18 protein-coding genes and 1 pseudogene are annotated in these 20086 nt (G+C 69.6%); 9 read left to right on the forward strand and 10 right to left on the reverse strand.

The window, feature by feature from the left end; genetic code table 11:
• Positions 1-8: 8 nt before the first annotated feature.
• Complete coding sequence (locus tag ABC419_RS00295; RefSeq protein WP_412876698.1) at positions 9-896, reverse strand: LysR substrate-binding domain-containing protein; 888 nt, start codon at positions 894-896, stop codon at positions 9-11.
• An 82-nt stretch (positions 897-978) separates the two neighbouring features.
• Between ABC419_RS00295 and ABC419_RS00300 the strand changes: the two genes are divergently transcribed.
• Together ABC419_RS00300 and typA are read left to right on the forward strand one after the other, a co-directional pair.
• The gene (locus tag ABC419_RS00300) at positions 979-2025 is read left to right on the forward strand and encodes a YeiH family protein (RefSeq protein ID WP_412876697.1); all 1047 of its coding nucleotides are present in this window, start codon (positions 979-981) and stop codon (positions 2023-2025) included.
• A 155-nt stretch (positions 2026-2180) separates the two neighbouring features.
• Positions 2181-4013: a translational GTPase TypA gene (gene typA, locus ABC419_RS00305; protein ID WP_368924366.1), complete on the forward strand. Its 1833-nt coding sequence runs from the start codon at positions 2181-2183 to the stop codon at positions 4011-4013.
• Between the two features lie 84 nt (positions 4014-4097).
• Here typA and ABC419_RS00310 read toward each other — a convergent pair whose 3' ends face one another.
• The gene (locus tag ABC419_RS00310; protein WP_412876696.1) at positions 4098-5762 is read right to left on the reverse strand and encodes a phosphatidylglycerol lysyltransferase domain-containing protein; all 1665 of its coding nucleotides are present in this window, start codon (positions 5760-5762) and stop codon (positions 4098-4100) included.
• A gap of 130 nt (positions 5763-5892) precedes the next feature.
• Here ABC419_RS00310 and ABC419_RS00315 point away from each other — a divergent pair, with 130 nt between their 5' ends.
• Entirely contained in the window at positions 5893-6351 is a 459-nt protein-coding gene (locus tag ABC419_RS00315) for a superoxide dismutase (protein ID WP_125899442.1), read from the forward strand.
• Positions 6352-6421: 70 nt separating this feature from the next.
• Here ABC419_RS00315 and ABC419_RS00320 read toward each other — a convergent pair whose 3' ends face one another.
• Complete coding sequence (locus tag ABC419_RS00320; protein ID WP_125899443.1) at positions 6422-6679, reverse strand: GlsB/YeaQ/YmgE family stress response membrane protein; 258 nt, start codon at positions 6677-6679, stop codon at positions 6422-6424.
• A gap of 167 nt (positions 6680-6846) precedes the next feature.
• Here ABC419_RS00320 and ABC419_RS00325 point away from each other — a divergent pair.
• Positions 6847-7062, forward strand: a pseudogene (locus tag ABC419_RS00325) (helix-turn-helix domain-containing protein); the annotation flags it as partial.
• Positions 7063-7174: 112 nt separating this feature from the next.
• Positions 7175-7957, forward strand: a complete 783-nt coding sequence (gene hisN / locus ABC419_RS00330; protein WP_412876695.1) for a histidinol-phosphatase — start codon at positions 7175-7177, stop codon at positions 7955-7957.
• A gap of 4 nt (positions 7958-7961) precedes the next feature.
• Here the strand turns inward: hisN and ABC419_RS00335 are convergent, their stop codons facing one another.
• From ABC419_RS00335 to ABC419_RS00345, 3 genes are all read right to left on the reverse strand, one after another.
• Entirely contained in the window at positions 7962-8993 is a 1032-nt protein-coding gene (locus ABC419_RS00335; protein WP_313045219.1) for an alpha/beta fold hydrolase, read from the reverse strand.
• Complete coding sequence (locus ABC419_RS00340) at positions 8990-9901, reverse strand: class I SAM-dependent methyltransferase (RefSeq protein WP_412876694.1); 912 nt, start codon at positions 9899-9901, stop codon at positions 8990-8992. The genes ABC419_RS00335 and ABC419_RS00340 overlap by 4 nt, the downstream gene beginning before the upstream one ends.
• A 93-nt stretch (positions 9902-9994) precedes the next feature.
• The gene (locus ABC419_RS00345; RefSeq protein ID WP_412876693.1) at positions 9995-10795 is read right to left on the reverse strand and encodes a class I SAM-dependent methyltransferase; all 801 of its coding nucleotides are present in this window, start codon (positions 10793-10795) and stop codon (positions 9995-9997) included.
• 264 nt (positions 10796-11059) lie between these two features.
• Here ABC419_RS00345 and ABC419_RS00350 point away from each other — a divergent pair, with 264 nt between their 5' ends.
• A complete protein-coding gene (locus tag ABC419_RS00350; protein ID WP_200168641.1) occupies positions 11060-11539 on the forward strand; it encodes an Hsp20 family protein in 480 nt (159 codons plus the stop codon).
• 68 nt (positions 11540-11607) lie between these two features.
• Here the strand turns inward: ABC419_RS00350 and ABC419_RS00355 are convergent, their stop codons facing one another.
• The 3 genes from ABC419_RS00355 to gpmA all read right to left on the reverse strand — a co-directional run bounded on the left by ABC419_RS00355 (position 11608) and on the right by gpmA (position 14304).
• Positions 11608-12879, reverse strand: a complete 1272-nt coding sequence (locus ABC419_RS00355) for a pentapeptide repeat-containing protein (protein ID WP_412876692.1) — start codon at positions 12877-12879, stop codon at positions 11608-11610.
• 85 nt (positions 12880-12964) lie between these two features.
• Entirely contained in the window at positions 12965-13594 is a 630-nt protein-coding gene (locus ABC419_RS00360; RefSeq protein ID WP_412876691.1) for a bifunctional diaminohydroxyphosphoribosylaminopyrimidine deaminase/5-amino-6-(5-phosphoribosylamino)uracil reductase RibD, read from the reverse strand.
• The gene (gpmA, locus tag ABC419_RS00365; protein WP_412876690.1) at positions 13591-14304 is read right to left on the reverse strand and encodes a 2,3-diphosphoglycerate-dependent phosphoglycerate mutase; all 714 of its coding nucleotides are present in this window, start codon (positions 14302-14304) and stop codon (positions 13591-13593) included. The genes ABC419_RS00360 and gpmA overlap by 4 nt, the downstream gene beginning before the upstream one ends.
• Positions 14305-14514: 210 nt before the next feature.
• Between gpmA and ABC419_RS00370 the strand changes: the two genes are divergently transcribed.
• The 3 genes from ABC419_RS00370 to ABC419_RS00380 all read left to right on the forward strand — a co-directional run bounded on the left by ABC419_RS00370 (position 14515) and on the right by ABC419_RS00380 (position 18772).
• Complete coding sequence (locus tag ABC419_RS00370) at positions 14515-16014, forward strand: phosphomannomutase/phosphoglucomutase (RefSeq protein WP_412876689.1); 1500 nt, start codon at positions 14515-14517, stop codon at positions 16012-16014.
• 43 nt (positions 16015-16057) lie between these two features.
• Positions 16058-17368, forward strand: a complete 1311-nt coding sequence (locus ABC419_RS00375; RefSeq protein ID WP_412876688.1) for an FAD/NAD(P)-binding protein — start codon at positions 16058-16060, stop codon at positions 17366-17368.
• Positions 17369-17485: 117 nt separating this feature from the next.
• Complete coding sequence (locus tag ABC419_RS00380) at positions 17486-18772, forward strand: cystathionine gamma-synthase family protein (RefSeq protein WP_412876687.1); 1287 nt, start codon at positions 17486-17488, stop codon at positions 18770-18772.
• A 12-nt stretch (positions 18773-18784) separates the two neighbouring features.
• Here ABC419_RS00380 and ABC419_RS00385 read toward each other — a convergent pair whose 3' ends face one another.
• Positions 18785-20086, reverse strand: a complete 1302-nt coding sequence (locus tag ABC419_RS00385; protein ID WP_412876686.1) for a hypothetical protein — start codon at positions 20084-20086, stop codon at positions 18785-18787.

Below are 20086 nucleotides of genomic sequence, written 5' to 3' on the forward strand. Positions count from 1 at the left end.
GCCAAAAACTATAGGGCGGCGGCGAAGGCCTCCGCCGCCCGGCTGGCCCCGCGCTCGCGATGCCGCAGCCGATAGAAGGGCCGCTCGGGCAGTTCGAGCGGCAAACGAACCAGCCGCCCCGCCTCGATCAGGGGCCGGGCGGCCAGTTCCGAGGTCGCCGTGACCAGGCCGCCGCCGTCCCCGGCGCTGGCCGCCACCGCCGTCAGGATCGCCTCATTGGACGGCAGCACCAGCGCCGTCTTCAGGTCCGACGCCGCCATACCGCGCGGCAGGGCCGCCTCGAACTCACTGCGGGTGCCCGATCCCGCCTCACGCAAGGCCCAGTCCAGCGCCTTCAGATCAGACGCCGCCAACTCCCTGTCTCGATCCGCCAGCGGATGCCCCGGCGCCGCCACGACGATCAGCCGGTCGGCGGCGATGCGCGTCCGCTCCAGTCGGGGCGCGTCCTCGGCGCCCTCGATCAGACCCAGCTCCGCCTCGCCCGCCAGAACCGCCTCGACCACCTGATGGGTGTTGCCGATCGACAGATGCAGTTCGATGCCCGGATGGCTCTGGGCGAAGGCGGCCATGCGCGGCGGCAGCCAATAGGCGGCGATGGTCTGACTGGCGAACAGCCGCACCGAGCCGCGCTTCAGCCCCGCCAGTTCATCCAGCAGCCGCTCGGCCGCCTCGGCCCGCGCCAGCACGGCCCGCGCCTCGGGCAGGAAGGCCGTTCCCGCCGCGTTCAGAGCCAGCCCGCGCCCGACCCGGTCGAACAACCGCGCCCCGTGCCGCGTCTCCAGCGCATTGACCGCCGCGCTGACCGCCGACTGGGTCAGGTGCAGCGCCTCGGCCGCCCGCGTCATGTGCAGACGCTCGGCCACGGCGACAAAGATGCGAAGCTGTTCCAGCGTCATGCGGTCATTGATCGATTAAGTCGATCGTTAAGTCCATAACTACGCGTTGGATCGATCGAAAGGCGGAGCGGATAAGAACCGCATGACCGTCGCCCTCGACCCCGCCGCTTCACCTCGCCGCCTAACCGGCCTGGCGCGCCTGTTGCCCGGCGTGGCGCTGTCGGCCGCCATCGGCGCCGTCGCCTATGGGCTGCAGATCGTCGAGACCCGACTGTTCGAGCATCCGTGGATCGAGGGCCTGGTCCTAGCCATCCTGATCGGAGCGGGGCTGCGCCTGGTCTGGACGCCGTCGTCGCTGTGGACGCCGGGCGTCGCCTTCAGCGCCAAGACCCTGCTGGAAGTCGCCGTGGCCCTGCTGGGCGCCACGGTTTCGGGCGCGGCGGTCGTGGCGCTCGGTCCCTGGCTGCTGCTGGCCATCGTCGGCGTGGTCGCCGTCGCCATTGTCGGCGGCTACGCCCTGGGCCGGGCGTTCGGCCTGCCGCACGCCATGGCCCTGCTGGTCGCCTGCGGCAACGCCATCTGCGGCAACTCGGCCATCGCCGCCGTCGCCCCCGTCATCGAGGCGGAGGGAGAAGACGTGGCCGCCGCCATCGGCTTCACCGCCGTGCTGGGCGTCGCCGTGGTGCTCCTGGTTCCCGCGGTCGGGGCCATGATGGGCTATGACGCCACGCGCGTCGGGGTGCTGGCGGGCCTGACCGTCTATGCGGTGCCGCAGGTGCTGGCCGCCGCCGCGCCCGCCGGTCTGGCCGCCGTCCAGACGGGCGCCGTGGTCAAGCTGGTGCGCGTGCTGATGCTGGGGCCGGTCTGCCTGGTGCTGGGCCTGATGCGCTCGAAACAGAGCGAAGCCGGGCGCGGACCCAGGCTGCACCAGATGGTGCCCTGGTTCATCCTGGTCTTCCTGGTCCTGATGGCCGTCCGTTCGCTGGGCTGGCTGCCCGAGGCGATCCTGCCGCCGCTGCAGGCCTCCGTCTCGGCGCTGACGCTGATCGCCATGGCGGCGCTGGGGCTGATGGTCGATCCGCGCGCCGTGGCGCGGGCCGGACCGCGCGTCGCCGCCGTCGCCGCCCTGTCGGCCCTGCTGATCGGGCTGCTGGCGCTGGCGGTGATCGCCTTCCTGCCGCTGGGCTGAAATCTGGCGGCGGCGGCCGCTGAACGCGATTACGCACTGGACTGGCGTTTTGGCCCGCATCCCTGTAAGAGGCGCCCCGAACCCTTCCCTTCTCTGCAACCTTCTTGCAGCGGCGCGGCCCATCCGTGACCGAACACAGTCCGCCCGAGCCCGAAATGAACCTGCGCAACATCGCCATCATCGCCCACGTCGACCATGGCAAGACGACCATGGTTGACGCCCTCCTCGCCCAGTCGGGCCTGTTCCGCGCCAATGAGGCGACCACGGAACGCGCCATGGACTCCAACGACCAGGAGCGCGAGCGCGGCATCACCATTCTGGCCAAATGCACGTCGGTGCTGTGGAACGGCAAGGCGGGCGAGACCCGCATCAACATCATCGACACCCCCGGCCACGCCGACTTCGGCGGCGAGGTCGAGCGCATCCTGGGCATGGTGGACGGCTGCGTCCTGCTGGTCGACGCCGAAGAAGGCGTCATGCCGCAGACCAAGTTCGTGCTGACCAAGGCCCTGCGCATGGGCCTGCGTCCCATCCTTTGCATCAACAAGGTCGACCGCGCCCACGCCGATCCGGACCGCGTTCTGAACGAGACCTTCGACCTGTTCGCCGCCCTGGGCGCCAATGACGAGCAGCTGGACTTCCCGGTCATCTACGCCTCGGGCCGTTCGGGCTGGGCGACGCTGGACCTGGCTCAACCGAGCGAGAACCTGCACCCGCTGTACGACCTGATCGTCGACCACGTCCCGGCGCCGGCCGCCCAGGCGCGCGTCAACGAGCCGTTCCAGATCCTGAACGTGCTGATCGAAAGCGACCCCTTCCTGGGCCGTCTGCTGACCGGCCGCATCCACTCGGGCAAGGCGGTTCCGGGCATGGCCATCAAGGCCCTGTCGCGCGACGGCAAGACCATCGAACAGGGCCGCATCACCAAGGTGCTGGCCTTCCGCGGCCTGAAGCGTCAGCCGATCGACGACGGCGTCGAGGCCGGGGACATCGTGGCCATCGCCGGCATGTCGAAAGCCACCGTGGCCGACACCCTGTGCGCCCTGGAAGTGACCGAGGCCCTGCCGTCGCTGCCGATCGACCCGCCGACCATCTCGATGACCGTGGGCGTCAACGACAGCCCGCTGGCCGGCCGCGAAGGCGACAAGGTGCAGTCGCGCGTCATCCGCGACCGCCTGCTGAAGGAAGCCGAAGCCAACGTCGCCATCCGCATCACCCAGACGCCGGGCTCGGACGCCTATGAAGTCGCCGGCCGCGGCGAACTGCAACTGGGCGTGCTGATCGAGAACATGCGCCGCGAAGGCTTCGAACTGTCGATCTCGCGTCCCCGCGTGGTCTATCAGACCGACGAGAACGGCCAGAAGCTGGAGCCGATCGAAGACGTCATGATCGACGTGGACGAGGAATTCTCGGGCGTCGTCATCGAGAAGCTGTCGGCCCGCAAGGCTGAAATGACCGACATGGGCCCGTCGGGCGCCGGCAAGACCCGCATCCAGCTGAAGTGCCCGTCGCGCTCGCTGATCGGCTATCAGGGCGAGTTCCTGACCGACACGCGCGGCTCGGGCGTGCTGAACCGCGTGTTCTCGCACTATGAAGAGCACAAGGGCGCCATCGAAGGCCGTCTGAAGGGCGTTCTGGTGTCGAACTCGGACGGCGACACCGCCGCCTTCGCCCTGTGGAACCTCGAAGATCGCGGCGTCATGTTCGTCGGCGCCGGCGAGAAGACCTATCAGGGCATGATCATCGGCGAGAACAGCCGCTGGGATGACCTGGACGTCAACCCGATCAAGGGCAAGCAGCTGACCAACGTCCGCGCCTCGGGCAAGGACGAGGCCGTGCGCCTGACCCCGCCGCGCAAGATGAGCCTGGAACAGGCCATCGCCTATATCGAGGAAGACGAACTGGTCGAGGTCACGCCCAAGTCGATCCGCCTGCGCAAGGAAATCCTGAACCCCTCCTTCCGCAAGAAGCGCGTCCGCGCCGACTGATCCGGCGACCCGCCGAAATGAAGAAGGCGGCCCCTGCGGGCCGCCTTTTTTGTGCGCGCTCTCCCAGCGTGAAAGAACTTCGCCCTACTTCTTCAGCCCCAGCAGGCCCAGCCAGCCGCCGCTGGTCAGCAGGGCCACGTCCAGCAGGGCCAGCGCCAGAGGCGTGGTCGTCGGGGCGGCGATGAATTTGGGCCGCCAGACGGGGCCGAACTTGGCCTTGTAGGCGCGCAGGCCCTGGAAGCCGTAGACGGCGCCCCCCTCCTCGAACACCAGGGCGCCGACGCGGGCGAAGACCGGCGCCATGCGGCGATCCTCCAGACCCGACAGGGGCGCCATGCCCAGGTCCAGCCGCTCCATCCCCTGCTCACGCGCCCACTGGGCCGTGCGGGTGAACAGATAGTCCATGATCCCATGCGGTCCCTCGGGATCATGACGCATCAGGTCGATCATCGCCTCGCGCCCGCCGGCCCCGACCAGAAGATTGGCGAAGGCGACGATGCGGCCGTTCTCGCGCACCACGGCGACCGGCGAGCGGTCCAGATAGTCGAGGTCGAACCGGCCCAGGGAGAAAGCCTTCTCCGAGCCGTTGTGATGCTGGAGCCAGGCGTCGGACACGGCGCGCAACTCGGCCCCCAGCGCCCGCGCCGCGCCGGGCGGGACCACCTCGAAGCTGGCGCCCTCGCGCTCGGCCCGGTTCACGGCGGTGCGCAGGTTCTGCTTGCCCTTGCCCTCGGTCGTGAAATGGGCGGCGTCGATCACCGCGGCCTCGCCCACCTTGCGCATGGCCAGGCCCAGCGTCGCCAGGTCGGCCAGCAGCCCTTCGCCCACCGAATAGAAGACCGCCGCCCCGCCATAGCTGTCGGCCATCTCCGCGAAGGCCCAGAGAAGCTCCAGCCGCTCTTCCTTCAGCCCGGCCGGTTCGCTCATGGCGATCCAGCGTCGACCGCGCACGCGATAGGCGATGAAGCTGCGCCCTGACGGGCTGAACAACAGGGCCTTGTCGCCCAGCAGAGCCAGGCCCGCCTCGGGCGTGGCGATCTCGGCCGTCTCCAGCGCCTGACGGGCGCGCTCGACATCGACCGGCGCGGCGGGGCCGTGACTGCGGGCGCCCGGCGCCGTCAACAGGGAGCGCACTCCGACCGCCAGGGTCAGCAGGGCCAGCACCGCCCCGGCGCGCAGGAAGCCCGAGGCCTGCTTGTCGACCAGGAAGGTCCACCACAGCTCGTCGGTATAGGCCGTGTCGCGATAGGCGAAGAGGCCCAGCCACAGCATGGCCGCCACCGCCGCCGCCAGCATCAGCAGCCAGCCCGGCCGCAGCGGCTCGCCCAGGCGCGAGCGACGATTGAAGGCCGACCGGCACGGCGTCAGCAGGGCCGCCGCCAGGGTCAGCTCGATCGCCTCCTCCCAGTCCAGCCCCTTCATCAGCGAGAAAACCGCCCCGACCATCAGGACCGCCAGCGCCGCGTAATAGGCGCCGCGCCGCCGCCGCCACAGCCCCGCCGAGATCAGCAGCAGGACAAAGCCGGTCACGCTGGCCGCGAAATGGGACAGATCGATCAGCAGCGGCGGATAGAAGCGCCCGATCGCGCTCAGCCGGTCGCTGAAGGCGGGCGTCACCGCCGACAGCAGCATCACCCCGCCCAGCAGGAAGGTGGCGACCGCGAACATCTGGGGCGTCAGCTCATAGGCCAGCCCCGCCAGTCGCCGCGTGATGCGCCAAGGGTCGTGTTTTGCGCTCGATTTGGTCAATCGCTCTCCAGAGAGCAAGAATCGGTCGTTTGGGGCGAGTAGAAGGTCATTTCAGGGCAGACGAAACCAACCTCCATCACGCGGGTTCATTTTTTCGCGAGCGCCGGGCTCGCGCTTCCAGGAGTTCCTCATGATCCGCAAGACCGCCCTGCTGACCGGCATCGCCGGCGCCCTGTTCATCGCCGCCCCTGCCTTCGCCCAGGACGCGCCCCAGACGCCCGAACCGGCCCCCGCTGAGGCGCCTGCGGCTCAACCCCAGAGCTTGACCCTCACGCCGGGCTCGACCGTCAAGGGCAGCGACGGCGCCGAGATCGGCAAACTGGTCGGCGTCCAGAACGGCGCCAACGGTCAGGAACTGACCGTCCGCACCGCCGATGGCCAGGTCCGCCCCGTGCCGCTGGCCGGCATTCGCCAGGACGGCGCCGACATCGTCGTCGACGCCAGCGCCTCGGACATTCAGTCGGCCGCTCCGATCGCCTCGGACACGGCTGAGCCGACCCCGGACGCAGCGGCTGACGCCCCTCCGGCTGACGCGCCGCCGGCCGATGAGCCGACCAGCGACAAACCGCATGGCGATGAACCGCACTAAGGGTTCATCGACCTGAAGAAAAGGGGCGGTCCCTAGCGGGCCGCCCCTTTTTACATCCTAAAGCAGGACGTCAGCCTCGGCGCTTGATGAGGCCCAGCAGGAACAGCAGCACCACGGCGCCGATAGTGGCGACGATGATGCCGACGATCCAGTTGCCTGCGGCGTCCACGCCCAAGAGGTTGTTGGCCAGGAACCCGCCGATCAGGGCGCCGACGACGCCGACGATCAGATTGGTCAGCAGGCCATGCTCCCGCTTCATGATCTTCTCCGCCAGCCATCCGGCGACGATGCCGATGATGATCCAGGCGATAAATCCAAATCCACCCATGCTTCTTCCTTCCTGAAAGGCTCTCTGCCTTGGCCGTTAATGCGCGGCCGGCTTCGCGGTTGCCTTGACCGTCGCGTCTTCCCCGCTGAGGGGAAGTCGGCACGCCGTTTGCGAGGAGCCTTCTGTCGCGTGCCGAACCGGCACAGCATGAGAGACGGGAGAGCCTCATGGCCGCCGAGATCGACCTGCACCTGGGCCGCCGCCTGCGTCGTCGTCGTCGTCTTCTGGGCCTGACCCAGCAGCAGCTCGGCGATCGCGTGGGCGTCCGCTTCCAGCAGATCCAGAAATATGAATGCGGCGCCAACCGCCTGTCCGCCGCTCGCCTATGGGAGTTGGCCGAGGCGCTGGAGACGCCGGTCACCTATTTCTACGACGGCCTGGCCGCCGATCCCGTTCCCGTGCAGCAACCCGCCCCTCACGCCACGCTCAACGCCGCCTGAGACGGAACCGCCCACCCCTCTCGTCGCTGGCGGTCGGACAGTGTATCCCGCCGGCATGACCGAGTTGGAAACCTTCGCCGTCGAACTGTCGCATGAAGCGGCCCGCGTCGCCCTGCCCTTCTTCCGCGGCGACTTCGCGCAGGAAGACAAGGGCGGCCCCGGCGCTTTCGACCCCGTCACCGAGGCCGACCGCGCCGCCGAGGCGGCCATCCGTCGCCTGATCGCCGCCCGCTATCCCGACCACGGCGTCATCGGCGAAGAATACGGCGAGGATCGCCCCGACGCCGACCATGTCTGGGTGCTGGACCCCATCGACGGCACCCGCGCCTTCATCGCCGGCCTGCCCCTGTGGACCACCCTGATCGCCCTTCGCCACGAGGGCGCGCCCGTGATCGGCGCCGTGGGCCAGCCCTATCTGGACGAGGTTTTCCTGGGCGGCCCGTCAGGCGCGCGCCTGCTCAAGGGCGGACACGAAACCCTGCTGAAGATCCGCGTCTGCCCCGATCTGGGTCAGGCCCTGATCGCCACCACCGACCCCGAGATCTTCGTCGGCGCCGACCGCGCCGCCTGGGACCGCCTGCGCGCCTCGGCCCGCCTGGCCCGACTGGGGTGCGACGGCTACGCCTACGCCATGGTCGCGGCCGGGCGCATCGACCTGGTGGCCGAAAGCGAGCTGAAGGTCTGGGACTGGTCGGCGCACAAGCCTCTGGTCGAGGCCGCGGGCGGCCGCTTCACCGACTGGCGAGGCGGCGCGCCGCACGACGCCGACGGCCGCGTCCTGGCGGTCGGCGACGCGCGTCTGACCGATCAGGCCCTGCCCCTGCTCGACCTGTCCTGACGGATCAGGCCGGTTCGGCGGTCCGCGCGGCCGGAGAGGCCGAAGGCGCGGCGGCGCCCGGCGCCACATAGTCGGCCAGGGCGTCGAACTCGTGCAGGAAGACGCCGCGCAGGTCGTCGACCTCCATGATGACCTCATGCCTGGCGGTCGGCACCTCGACATAGCGGCCGCGCCCCATGCGCCGGGCCGCCCAGCGGTTGGTCTGCTTCCACACCTTGTCGTCCTCGGCCGCCTGAACCACGCAGACCGGGATTTTCACGCTCTTGAGCGCGCGGGGCTTCAGCGCCCGCTCGCCCGCGTCCAGGGCGAAGGCCAGCCAGCCCCAGGTCGGACCGCCGATGGCCAGGTGCGGGCAGGCGTAGAGCTGCTGCCGCCACAGATCGTAGCGCGCCTGATCCGAGGTCAGGCCGTCCTTCTCGAAGGTGTGGTCGAAGGGATCATCCGGATCGTCCAGCACATAGTCCCCGGCCTTGCCGTGACGCAGGGCCCAGCGCACCGCCAGCTTGACCGTCCACATCGACCGCTTGCCGGTCTTGATGCGCAGCATGGGACTGGACAGGACGGCCCCCGCGAAACGGGTCTCATCGCCTTCCAACGTCAGCAGATTTAGGGCGCCGCCCATCGAGTGGCCGACCATGATCCACGGCTTGGGCGCCCGCGCCTCATAGGCGTCCAACAGACGGGCGTAGTCGTCGAGGAATTCCTCGACCGCGCGGGCGTGGCCGCGCAGGCGGTCCGGCAGCAGCCGCGCCGACAGCCCCTGACCGCGCCAGTCATGGGCCAGGACGCAGAAGCCGCGCGCCAGGAAGTTGCCGATCAGCTCGAAATACTTCTCGATCGGTTCGGTGCGGCCGGGGCTGAGGACGACCGTTCCGCGCGGCGTCTTGGCCTGCAGGGTCGAGGGCGTCCAGAACCCAGCGCGCAGACGCAGGCCGCCGGCCCCGCGGAACCAGTCGCCCTCGCCTCCCGGCGGGCTGGCGGCGCCGGGCACTCCCATCAGGGGCGCATGGGCGGCGAAGGCGGCGGTGCGGCTCACTCGGGCTTCCTGAACTTCAGCGTCATGCGGTCGCTTTCGCCGATGGCGTCATACTTGGTCCGATCGAACTCGGGATCAGCGGGCTGCCCCAGGGGCGCCGTCAGGCGGCGCGGCGCCAGGGTCTCGACGCCGAAGGGATGGTCCTTGGTGTCGGCCGGATTGGCGTTGATCTCGGACGCCTCGACGAAGATGAAGCCGGCCTCCTGGGCCAACTGCTTGACGAAGGCCTCCTGCACATAGCCGTTGGCGGCGGCCGGATCCTGATCCTCGTCCGGCTGAAGGCGATGCTGCTCGATGCCCAGGATGCCGCCGGGGCGCAGGGCCGCAAAGGCGTCGGCGAAGGCCTTTTCGGCGATCCCCGCCGCCATCCAGGCCTGGATGTAGCGCATGAACAGCACCATGTCGGCCGTTCCCGCCGGGGCCACCGGCGGCGAGCCGGGACCGAAGGCGGTGAACTGCACCGGGCCGTACAGCTTCTTGTCGGCCAGGATGCGGGCCTTCAGGGCGTTGTTGATGGCCACCTGGGCCGGATCGGCGTTCGGCCCCTCGACGAAGCCCGCCAGATAGAGGGCGCCGCCGCCCTTGTTCAGATAGGGGGCCAGGATTTCGGCGTACCAGCCGCTGCCGGGCCAGAAGTCGACCACCGTCATCTTCGGCTGCAGGCCGAAAAACCGCAGGGTCTCGACCGGGTGGCGCCAGGCGTCGCGCGCCTTGTCGTCCGCCGGACGCCAGGCCCCGGCGACGGCCCACTCCAGCGAGCCTTCAGGCGGGCCCTTGGGCGCTTCGGGGGCGGCGGGCGTCTGCGCCTCTTCCTTGCGGCCGCAGGCGGCCAGGCCGAACAGGGGCGCGACCAGGGCCAGGGCGCCGGCGCCGGTCAGGACGGATCGCCGCGTCGATCGTTCTGTCATGCGCGCTTCCTCTCGCCGCCGGATGTCTTCGCTTGGGGCTTAAGGCGCTTCTGCGCCAGCGTCAAAACCACGCACTGCATTGTCATCGGGCCGTCAGTCCGCCGCGTAGGGCTTGCGGAAACGCAGGGTCATTCGGTCGCTCTCGCCGATGGCGTCCAGCGCCGCGCGCTCATCCGCCGTCAAGGTCCGGCCGTCGCGTTCCGAGGTGCGCGTAGGCTTCAGCGTCCAAACCCCGAACGGGTGGTCGCGGTCGTCCTTGGGGTTGGCGTTCAGCTCGCTGCGAGCCTCCAGCTCGAAACCGGCGCGGCGGGCGGCGTGGATGACCCAGCTCTCGGGCACATAGCCGTTCGGCGCCGTCTCCGTCACGTTCAGGCCCTCGGCCGCGCGGTGCTGCTCGACCGCCAGCACGCCGCCGGGCTTCAGCGCCGTGAAGAAGGCCGCCAGATAGGGCTCGGCCCGGCCGTCGCGCGACCAGTTGTGGAAGGCGCGGGCCACCACGACCATGTCCGCCGTCCCGTCGGCGACGCCCATGCCCTCGGTCGGGCGATTGACCGGGACGTACCGCCCGCCGGTCGCCGCCGCATAGGGCTCCAGAATGTTGCGCCACCAGCCGGCGCGGCCCGGCTCGATCTCCACCACCGTCAGGCCCGGTTGCAGCCCCCAGAAGGTCAGGGTCTCGAACGGATGACGCTCGCCGTCGCGGGCGCGGTCGGCCTCGGGCCGGGTCGTCGCGGCCACGGCCGCCTGAAGCGCCGCATCCTCGGAGAAGCTCGGCATCTCCATCGACAGGCCCTGGCGGTGCGGCAGCGACGCGGCCTCCGGCGGGCCCGATTGGGCGAGGGCGGGCGAGGCGAGCAGACACGCCGCGACGGCGCTGAGGGCGAAGGTTCGCATGGCGGGCTCCGGTCGATCCTGAACGAGGAAGGGTAAACCCTTACGGCGCTTCGCGGCCACGGCAAGGCGCAGAGGCCGAAAGCGACGATTTCGCGCGCCCCTTGCGCTCGGAAAACGGCCTCCTACCTCTTCATCCGAGAGCGCCGATCCCGGGCTCTCCAGACCTGACGGGGCCGATTTCGGATCGCCGGGACTGAAACCCTCCGTCGTCCGGGGCCAAATCGCCGGGCGGCTCAACCTTGCTGAATGTCAGAAGGATGACCCATGCGTACCTATGATTTCTCGCCGCTGTACCGTTCCGCCGTCGGTTTCGACCGTCTGGCCCGCCAGCTGGAAAGCGCCGCGCGCTCCAGCCAGGAAAACGGCTGGCCTCCCTACAACATCGAGACGACCGGCGAGGACGCCTATCGCATTGAGATCGCCGTCGCCGGTTTCTCGGCCGATGAGCTGAACATCGAGGCGAAAGAGAACCTTCTGACCGTCACCGGCAAGAAGGCGGCCAACGACGACGGCGCATCCGCCCGCACCTTCCTGCATCGCGGCCTGGCCGAGCGCGACTTCGAGCGCCGCTTCCAGCTGGCCGACTATGTGGTGGTCAAGGGCGCGGCCCTGGCCAACGGCCTGCTGACCGTCGAGCTGAAGCGCGAACTGCCCGAGGCCCTCAAGCCCCGCAGCATCGAGATCGCCACCGGCTCGCCCCTGATTGAAGGCAAGGTCGAGACCAAGGCCAAGAAGGCGGCCTAAAAGGCCTCACGCCTGACTGAAAAGTCGAAGGGGCGGCGTTCGCGTCGCCCCTTTTTCGTGCGCGCTCCCTAGGCCGCGTGCAGGTCCGCCGGGTCCAGCCCGCGCGCGCCGCTCGTCTGGGCGCCGGTGAAGTCGGCCTGTTTGGTCTGGGCGCCGTGCAGGGTCGCCCGGCTCAGATCCGCGTCGACCATCACGGCCCGGCGCAGGTCCGCTCCCGTCAGGTCGGCGCCGCGCAGGATCGCCCCGGTCAGGTCGGCGGGCAGCAGGCGATCCGCCGCCAGCATCAACGGCCCCAGCTGGGCCTCGCGCAGGTCCGACCCGTTCAGCCGCGCCCGCGTCAGCCGCGCGCCGCGCAGATCGGCCCGGCGCAGATTGGCCGAGCGCAGGTCCGCGCCCTCCAGCTGCGCGCCCTGAAGCTGCACCCCCTCCATGTCCAGGCCGTAGAAGACCGCCCCCTTGGCCGACAGGGCCGTAAGGTTCAGCCCGCGAATGGTGACCAGCGGCCGCAAATCCACCCCGTCGAACACCGAGGGCTGGCCCTCGGCCCCGCCCGTCTCGCACCATTGGGCGTGATCGCGCAGCATTTCGGCGGCGGGCATCTGGCTGACCGGCTCGCCCGCCGGGCGGTTGTCCACCAGGGCGCCGTCCATATTGGCCCCGTCCGTCCGCCACATGGCGGCCTTGACCCCCACCAGGACGGCGTCGCTGAGGTCCGCCCCCGACAGATCCGCGCCCGACAGGTCGGCTCCGGCCAGATCGGCGCCGCGGAAGCTGGCCTGTTTCAGATTGGCCCGGACCAGCTTGCAGTCCTTCATGACGGCGTCGGTGAAATCGGCGGCCACGGCGACGACGCCGGTCATGCGCGAGCGTTGCAGATTGGCGCCCGCCAGCACGGCGCCCTGCGCCTGGGTGTCGGCGCGCTTGCGCGCCTCGACGACGCGGAAGCCCAACTTGGCGTCCTTGGCGGCGATGGTCCCTTCGCGCAGGTCGGCCTCGAACAGATCGGCCCCCGACAGGTCGGCGCCGCGCAGGCAGGCCCCGCGCAGATCGGCCCGCCGCATGCTGGCGTCGATCAGAGTCGCGTCCTGCATGTCCGCGCCGAAGAAGTTGGCGTTGTCCAGCTTGGCGCCCGTCAGGTCGCAGCCGATCAGGCAAGCCGCCGTGAAGTCGGCGTCGGCCAGGTTGCGGCCGCGCAAGGACACGCCCGACAGGTCCATCCACGCGAAGACCGCCCGCGCCCCGCCCGGCCGCGCCTGCCACAGGCGGTCGTGCTTCAGGCAGACGGCGTCGACCTCTTCCTGGGTCAGCTTCCTGCGGACGGGTTCGACGGCCTCGCTCATGGGGGCGATCATGGCTTACGGCGGATTAAGGAAGCTTTGCGGAAACAACCATTTTCGCGTCGTTCCCGCCCGCCGTCGCCGCGTTCTACTCCGTCAGCAGGCCCTGGTCGCGCAGGGCTTCGGCCAGTTCGCCCTCCTGGGTCCACAGACGGGTGTAGCCCGCTTCGCCCAGCCGGTTCAGCTCGGTCGTCAGATCGGCGCGCGCGGAAGCGGCGAAGCGGCCGTCGAAGCCCGCTCCGTCGAGGCTGACACGCACCATCGGGCGGCCCGTCTCCAGACGGTGCAGGAAGCCTTCGCTCAGCACCGAGGCCTCTTCGCACAGCAGGCCGGTCTCGACCGTCAGGCCCGACTGGCGCAGCCGCTCCGTGCCCCGGCCCGAGGCGAAGGGCGAGGGATCAAGCGCGGCGATCACCACCCGCTCGACCCCAGCCTCGGCCAGGAAGTGGGCGCAGGACTTGCGTCCCGAAGAACGGGCGCCGCACGGCTCCAGCGTCACATAGGCGGTCGCGCCCTTCACGGCCTCGCCCGCCTCGGGCACAGCCTGCTCCTCGGCGTGCGGGCGCCCGCCCGGCGCCGTCGCGGCCTCGGCCAATACGACCCCGCCCTTGACCAGGACGCAGCCGACCGCCGGATTGGGCCAGGTCTCGCCCATGCGGCTGAGAGCCAGGTCGATGGCCCGCCGCATGAAGACGGCGTCTTGCGCCTGCCCGCTCACGCGATTTGCGGCAGGGCCTGCGCCCGCCCCTCGTCCAGATAGCGGGCGGCGACCGGCTTCAGGTCGGCGTCCAGGTCGATCTCCAGCGGATTGCCGGTCGGGATCTCGACGTCGACGATCCTGTCGTCCGGCACGGCGAACAACAGCTTGACGATGGCGCGCAGCGAATTGCCGTGGGCGGCGATCAGCACGTCCTCGCCGGCCTTCAGGCGCGGCGCGATCTCGGCGTCCCAATAGGGCTGCACCCGGTCCAGCGTGGTCTTCAGGCTCTCGGTGTCCGGGATGGCCTTGCCGGCGTAGCGAGGGTCCGCGTCGAAATCGAACTCGCCGCCCGGCGCCAGCGGCGGCGGCGGCACGTCATAGCTGCGGCGCCAGACCTTGACCTGGTCCTCGCCGTGCTTGGCCGCCGTCTCGGCCTTGTCCAACCCGGTCAGGCCGCCGTAGTGGCGCTCGTTCAGGCGCCAGTCCTCGATCACCGGCACCTCCTTCAGACCCGCCGAATCCAGCGCCAGGGCGCCGGTGCGCTTGGCCCGCTTCAGCACCGAGGTGAACATGACCGCAGGCTTGAAACCCGCCTCGGCGATCAGCTCGCCGCCGCGCCGGGCCTGGGCCTCGCCCTCCGCCGTCAGGTCGACGTCGACCCAGCCGGTGAAGCGGTTTTCCAGGTTCCATTGGCTCTGGCCGTGGCGCAGCAGGATCAGGCGGGTCATCAGGGTCTCCGGGAAACATCCGTATCTAGGCTCATCGCTAGGCCCCTGACGCGGGGGCGGTCAAGGTTTCACCGCTCGCTGAAATCATCCAATGACGCAGCGCAGCGATAACACCGGTCAAGCGTTGTGGCCTCTTGCCGGAGAGGGCGTTATACGGCCGCGTCGAACTTCGGCCCCGCGCCCTTCAAGACGTCACCATCAGGAAGACCCATGCAAAAGCCCCGTCAGGACATCCGCCCCAACACTGCGGAGTATGAAACCCTGCCCTTGGTCAAGCCGACCGGCTTTCGCGAATACGACGCCCGCTGGATTCTGGAAAAAGAGATCAACCTGCTGGGCATCCAGGCGCTGGGCCTCGGCCTAGCCACCTATGTACACGAAATCGGCCAGACGCCGAAGATCGCCGTCGGCCACGACTTCCGCGGCTATTCCCTGTCGGTGAAACAGGCGCTGATCCTGGGCCTGCTGGAAGGCGGCATGGAGGTGCTGGACATCGGCCTGGCCCTGTCGCCGATGGCCTATTACGCTCAGTTCGCGCTGGACTGCCCCTGCGTCGCCATGGTCACGGCCAGCCACAATGAGAACGGCTGGACCGGTGTGAAGATGGGCGCCCAGGCCCCCCTGACCTTCGGTCCCGACGAAATGGGCCGCCTGAAGGAAATCGTCCTGAACGGCCAGGGCGTCGCCCGCCCCGGCGGCAAGCTGGAACGCGTCGAGGGCTTCCGCGAGACCTACATCAAGGACGTGGCCTCCAAGGTGAAGCTGTCCCGCCCGCTGAAGGTCGTGGCCGCCTGCGGCAACGGCACGGCCGGAGCTTTCGCGCCCGAGGTGCTGCGCCTGATGGGCGCCGAGGTGATCGAGATGGACACCGACCTCGACTACACCTTCCCCAAATACAATCCGAACCCGGAAGATCACGCCATGCTGGTGCAGATGGCGGCCAAGGTGAAGGAGACGGGCGCCGACCTGGCCCTGGGCTTCGACGGCGACGGCGACCGCTGCGGCGTGGTCGACGACACGGGCGAGGAGATCTTCGCCGACAAGATCGGCCTGATGCTGGCCCGCGACCTGTCGGCCATCCACCCGAACGCGACCTTCGTCGTCGATGTGAAGTCGACCGGCCTCTACAAGACCGACGAAGTGCTGAAGGCCAACGGCGCGGCCACCGTCTACTGGAAGACCGGCCACTCCTACATCAAGCGCAAGACCGCCGAACTCGGCGCCCTGGCCGGGTTCGAGAAGTCGGGCCACTTCTTCCTGTCGGGCGATCTGGGCCACGGCTATGACGACGGCCTGGTGGCGGCGGGCGCGGTGCTGGCCATGCTGGACCGCAACCCCGGCAAGAGCCTGTCGGAACTGAAGACCGCCCTGCCCGACGCCTGGACCAGCCTGACCATGTCGCCGCACTGCGACGACGAGCTGAAATACGACGTCCTGGCCAGGATCGTGAAGGAATACGAGGATCTGGCGGCCTCCGGCGGCGAAATCCTCGGCCGCAAGATCGTCGAGGCCATCACCGTCAACGGCGTGCGCGTCCACCTGGAGGACGGCTCCTGGGTGCTGGTCCGCGCCTCCTCCAACAAGCCCGAACTGGTCGTGGTGGTCGAAAGCATGCGCTCCGCCGACGACATGCGCGACCTGTTCCGCAAGGAAGTGAAGCCGCGTCTGGCCGCCCACCCGGAAATCGGCGCCTTCAACCAGGAAATCTGATTCCGGTTTGACCGGCGGCGGCGTCGTGGACGATGCTTGTTCCATGAACGACGCCGCCGCCTCCCTCCCCGTAGTCATCGTCGGCGGCGGGTTCTCCGGCGCCATGCTGGCTGCACGCCTGGCCGAACGGGGCCAGGCCTCGGTCCTGATCGAGCGCGGCGAACAGGTCGGCCTCGGCGTCGCCTATTCCACGCCGCTGGACGACCACCGGCTGAACGTCCGCGCCGAGCGGATGAGCGCCCGCCCCGACCGGCCCGCTGACTTCACCGACTGGCTGGCGCTCCACGCCCCCGCCTTCGCCGATCCGAACGGCTTCGCCCCACGCCGTCTCTACGGCCTCTATGTGCAGGCCCGCCTGGCCGAGGCGGAGGCCCCCCATCCCGGCCTGATCCGCCACATCAGGGGCGAGGCCGTCCGCATCGAAGGCGAGACCGTCATCCTCGCCAACACCGCCCGCATCCCCGGCCGCGCCGTGGTGCTCGCCACCGGCAACCCGCCGCCCCGCCCAGCCGTCGCGGGCGAAGGCCCCCGCCGCGTCGCCGATCCTTGGCGGCCCGACGCCCTGGCCGCGATCGCCCCCGACGACGACGTGCTGATCCTCGGCTCCGGCCTGACCATGGTCGATGTCGTCCTGGCGCTTCAGGCCCAGGGCTGGCGCGGCCGGGCGACGGTCGTGTCGCGGCGCGGCCTGCTGCCCCAGGCCCACGGCGCCCATCACGACGCCCCGATCGACCTTCCGCCCGAAGCGCTGACCGGCGCCCTGTCCCGTCGCCTGACCTCAGTGCGGCGCCTGGCCCGCGACCACGGCTGGCGCCGCGTCATGGAAGGCTATCGCCCCATCACCGCCGCGCTGTGGGGCGCGGCGACGACCGCCGAACGCGCCCGCTTCCTGCGCCATCTGCGCTCCTGGTGGGACGTCCATCGCCACCGCATCGCGCCCGAGATCGCCGCCGTGCTGGAGACGCTGACGGCGGCGAACCGCCTGACCGTCGTCGCAGGCCGCGCCCAGGCGACGAAGGCCGATGGCCGGGGCGCGACCCTGACCGTCCGCACACGGAACGGCGAGACTCAAGTCTTCTCCGCCGCCTGGCTCATCGACTGCACCGGGCCCGGCCACAACGCCGCCCGCGCGCCCCTGACCGCCGCCCTGATCGCCGAAGGCCGCGCCCGCCTCGACGCGGTCGATCTGGGCCTCGACCTCGACGCCGAGGGCCGCGTGCTGCACGCCGACGGCGCCGCCGACCCCGGCCTGTTCGTGCTCGGCCCCCCGGCTCGCGCCGCCTTCTGGGAGACCATCGCCGTGCCGGACATCCGCCAGCGCATCGAGGCCCTGGCTCGCGCCCTCGCCGGTTGACGCGCGCCGTTCAGGCGGTCGGAATTTCCAAGACCCCGCGCCTTCCTCTGCGAGACTTAGCGTCTGGCGAGCCTTTCTCGGGTCGGCTATCACCGTCTCAGGAGAGGAAACACAAAAATGAACCGTCACCGCACCCGCGTACTTGGGGATCGCACCCTCGCGCCCGAAACCCTGATGATGGGCTACGGCTATGATCCGGCCCTGTCGGAGGGCGCGATCAAGGCGCCGCTGTTCCAGGCCTCGACCTTCGTCTTCAAATCGGCCGAGGACGGCAAACGCTTCTTCGAGGTCGCCTATGGCCTGCGCCAGCGCGATCCGGACGAGGCGCTGGGCCTGATCTATTCGCGCATCAACAATCCGAACCTCGAGATTCTGGAAGACCGTCTCGCCGTCTGGGACAAGGCCGACAAGGCCCTGGTCTTCTCCAGCGGCATGGCCGCCATCTCGACCGCCATGCTGGCGCTGGTGCGGCCCGGCGACGTCATCCTCTATACGGCCCCGGCCTATGGCGGCACCGAATATCTGTTCGACCGCATCCTGCCCCGCTACGGCGTCAAGGCGATCAGCGTCCCCGCCGCCGAGGGCGCCGACGCCCTGGACGCCGCCATGATCGCGGCGGCCGCGCAGGCCAAGGCCACCGGCGGACGCCTCGCCGCCGTCTATCTGGAGACCCCCGCCAACCCGACCAACCAACTGGTCGACATCGCCCGCGCGGTCGCCGGCGCCAAGGCGCTGGATCAGGCCGAGCCGCCCGCCGTCGCCGTCGACAACACCTTCCTCGGCCCCCTGTGGCAGAGCCCGCTGGAGCTGGGCGCCGACCTCGTCCTCTATTCCCTGACCAAATACGTCGGCGGCCACTCGGACCTGATCGCGGGCGGCTGCATGGGCGGGGCCGACATCATGGCCCGCGTCGGCGAGATGCGGACCATCTGCGGCACCACCGCCGATCCGCATACGGCCTGGCTGCTGCTGCGCAGTCTGGAGACCCTGCACATCCGCATGGAGCGGGCACAGGACAACGCCCTGATCCTGGCCGAGCGCCTGCGCGCCGATCCGCGCGTCAGCGCCGTCCTAACCGCCGGAGGGCCGGACGCCTCGCCCGAACAGCAGGCGATCTTCGAGGCCCAGTGCAAAGGCTCGGGCTCGACCTTCTCGCTGGAGCTTCCAGGCGGCGAAGCCGAGGCCTTCCGCATGCTGAACGCGCTGCGCCTGTTCAAGCTGGCCGTCAGCCTGGGCGGCGCCGAGAGCCTAGCGTCCCACCCCTCCAGCATGACCCATTCGGACTATACGCCCGAAGCCAAGGCCCGCAGCGGCATCGGCGACAATCTAGTGCGCCTGTCGGTCGGCATCGAGAACGTCGACGACCTGTGGGCCGACCTGGATCAAGCCCTGTCCGCCGCCTGACCGTCTCAAGGATCAGTCCGCCAGAAAAGCCTTCAGCTCGGCGGACTGATCCGAGGCCATGAACCGCTGCAGCAACACCACATTTGCGGCCAGGGGCGCCGACACCTGCGCCAGCCGCCCCGCGTCCCAGGCGATCAGCTGATCCAGCGGAAGGGCCTCATGCCCTTCCGTCCACAACCGCTCCTGTCGCGATACGCGGATGTCGGCGACCGGCCGTCGCAGGGCCGTGACCGCAAAGACCTCGGGCTTGCCCCCGCGGTAGAGATAGCGGCCGAAGCCCACCAGCACGGTCTTCAGCTCCGTCGCGCTGAAGACGCAGTCCGTCTCTTCAAACAGCTCGCGCTCGATCTCGCGACGGCAGAATTCCTGAAAGGTCAGGCCGGGGCGAACGGCCAGCTTCTGATAACGCGCCAGGTCGAACGAACCCGACCCGGTCGGCGCCAGCAAGCCCGAGCTTTCCGCGCTGGTGGCGGCTTGTCGGGTCAGATAAGCCATGCCCGACTGGTCGATCATGATCGTCGACCCGCCCAGTTGGTTCGACGCCGACGCCTGTTCCAGCCGGATCAGCTCGTCATCGCAGAGGAAATGGTCCCGACCCGCCCAGACCCGCCGGTTGCGCGCCTTGGCATAGACGTCGAACCGCAGCACCTCATTGGTTGTCCGGTCGAAGAAATAGGTCGTCTTCTGCAGCCGCACAGGCGCGTCGCCCTGAACGAAGCCGCTGTCGATCTCGGTCCGAAGCCCCAGCTTCTGCTCATTGACGACCAGGGGATTCATAGCCTGTTCGGCCAGCCGCGCCGCCTGCGCCAGTTCGTGCGGCCAGCCATAGATCTGCTTCATCAGAACCAGCCCGTGACGTCCCTGATCCAAGCGGGCGTCGACGCCCATGTTGAGCGCCACCGGCCCGTTGGCCCCGGTCACGGCCTGGATCACGTCGTGCGATCCTTCCAGACCCGAGACGGACGCCACCGGCCGGGCGGGCCTCAACTCATAGTCGTCCGCCGCCGGGCGCAGACGACGAATGAGGGCGCGCGCCAGTCCGATCAGTCCGATCACCGCCAAGGTGAAGGCCACGCCTTTGAACATCCAGCCCAGCACGGACCAGATCGGGCCTTGAAACAGATGATCCGTGAACGGACCGATGAAGTCGCCGAAACCGGCGAAAGCGCCCAGCGCGAACAGGACGGCGGCGTTGCGCGTCTTGAAGGCGCGGAACCAGAACTGCTCCCAGCCCGCCCGCAGACGTCGCCCGAGCTGTTCGCGGCGAAAACGAATCCGCTGCTTCAGGCCGTCTTCGCCGCCCCCCTGCGTCAT

This window comes from Brevundimonas phoenicis, from assembly GCF_047237745.1.
In the GTDB taxonomy this organism is placed as follows: Bacteria; Pseudomonadota; Alphaproteobacteria; order Caulobacterales; family Caulobacteraceae; genus Brevundimonas.

What these genes read in the sequence shown, in the direction of transcription:
- ABC419_RS00340 (WP_412876694.1), bottom strand. Translation starts at nt 9,901, where the DNA reads ATGACAGAACGATCGACGCGGCGATCCGTCCTGACCGGCGCCGGCGCC.
- ABC419_RS00380 (WP_412876687.1), top strand. Translation starts at nt 17,486, where the DNA reads ATGAACCGTCACCGCACCCGCGTACTTGGGGATCGCACCCTCGCGCCC.
- ABC419_RS00295 (WP_412876698.1), bottom strand. Translation starts at nt 896, where the DNA reads ATGACGCTGGAACAGCTTCGCATCTTTGTCGCCGTGGCCGAGCGTCTG.
- typA (WP_368924366.1), top strand. Translation starts at nt 2,181, where the DNA reads ATGAACCTGCGCAACATCGCCATCATCGCCCACGTCGACCATGGCAAG.
- ABC419_RS00315 (WP_125899442.1), top strand. Translation starts at nt 5,893, where the DNA reads ATGATCCGCAAGACCGCCCTGCTGACCGGCATCGCCGGCGCCCTGTTC.
- hisN (WP_412876695.1), top strand. Translation starts at nt 7,175, where the DNA reads ATGACCGAGTTGGAAACCTTCGCCGTCGAACTGTCGCATGAAGCGGCC.
- ABC419_RS00375 (WP_412876688.1), top strand. Translation starts at nt 16,058, where the DNA reads ATGAACGACGCCGCCGCCTCCCTCCCCGTAGTCATCGTCGGCGGCGGG.
- ABC419_RS00345 (WP_412876693.1), bottom strand. Translation starts at nt 10,795, where the DNA reads ATGCGAACCTTCGCCCTCAGCGCCGTCGCGGCGTGTCTGCTCGCCTCG.
- ABC419_RS00370 (WP_412876689.1), top strand. Translation starts at nt 14,515, where the DNA reads ATGCAAAAGCCCCGTCAGGACATCCGCCCCAACACTGCGGAGTATGAA.
- ABC419_RS00355 (WP_412876692.1), bottom strand. Translation starts at nt 12,879, where the DNA reads ATGAGCGAGGCCGTCGAACCCGTCCGCAGGAAGCTGACCCAGGAAGAG.
- gpmA (WP_412876690.1), bottom strand. Translation starts at nt 14,304, where the DNA reads ATGACCCGCCTGATCCTGCTGCGCCACGGCCAGAGCCAATGGAACCTG.
- ABC419_RS00385 (WP_412876686.1), bottom strand. Translation starts at nt 20,086, where the DNA reads ATGACGCAGGGGGGCGGCGAAGACGGCCTGAAGCAGCGGATTCGTTTT.
- ABC419_RS00300 (WP_412876697.1), top strand. Translation starts at nt 979, where the DNA reads ATGACCGTCGCCCTCGACCCCGCCGCTTCACCTCGCCGCCTAACCGGC.
- ABC419_RS00350 (WP_200168641.1), top strand. Translation starts at nt 11,060, where the DNA reads ATGCGTACCTATGATTTCTCGCCGCTGTACCGTTCCGCCGTCGGTTTC.
- ABC419_RS00320 (WP_125899443.1), bottom strand. Translation starts at nt 6,679, where the DNA reads ATGGGTGGATTTGGATTTATCGCCTGGATCATCATCGGCATCGTCGCC.